Genomic DNA, 528 nt, shown 5'->3' with positions numbered 1-528 from the left:
TAACTATGGGTTCTACTAGCATGAATTAGGAGTTCATTTACCAATTTATTGTAAAAATGGCAAATCATGAAAATAGGGCTATCTATAAGATTAGAGGTCATTTAGTTTGTTTGAATCAAGAATTTTTAAGAAAACCATGGCTGGCGATAATTGTCCTAGTTTTGATTGAGTTGTTGGTTTATCTCCCAGTTTTTAAACTGGATTTTCAAACACGTTGGGACGATCAGTGGGTGGCGAAGAATTTATATACTGAGCATGGTTTACATATGGATACCTTTCGTGCGATTTTAACCGAGTTTTATAAAGGCCAATATGCTCCCTTGAATCAACTTTATTATACTTCGCTTTATAATTTCTTTGGATATGATCCACTAGCATTTCATGCAGCCGGTTTTGTATTACATGCTTTAAATTCACTTTTGGTTTTTTTATTTATAGATAAATTATTAAAATTTAAGGCATTTGATTTTGTGCCGTCAACAGCCCCCGTCGCTTTTTTATCATCTCTTTTATTTGCAGTAAATCCAG

The 528-nt window shown here is 33.1% G+C and carries 1 protein-coding gene; it reads left to right on the top strand.

What is annotated here, in order from left to right; genetic code table 11:
• Positions 1 to 56 precede the first annotated feature (56 nt).
• Positions 57 to 528 (top strand): hypothetical protein (locus tag ACNOHI_RS25585; RefSeq protein ID WP_420477533.1); only part of this gene is annotated, 472 nt, incomplete at its 3' end.

This window comes from Noviherbaspirillum sp. ST9, from assembly GCF_048799745.1.
In the GTDB taxonomy this organism is placed as follows: Bacteria; Pseudomonadota; Gammaproteobacteria; order Burkholderiales; family Burkholderiaceae_D; genus Noviherbaspirillum.
The sequence above is the reverse complement of the archived record's forward strand: the minus strand, read 5'-3'. Positions and strand labels throughout refer to the sequence as shown.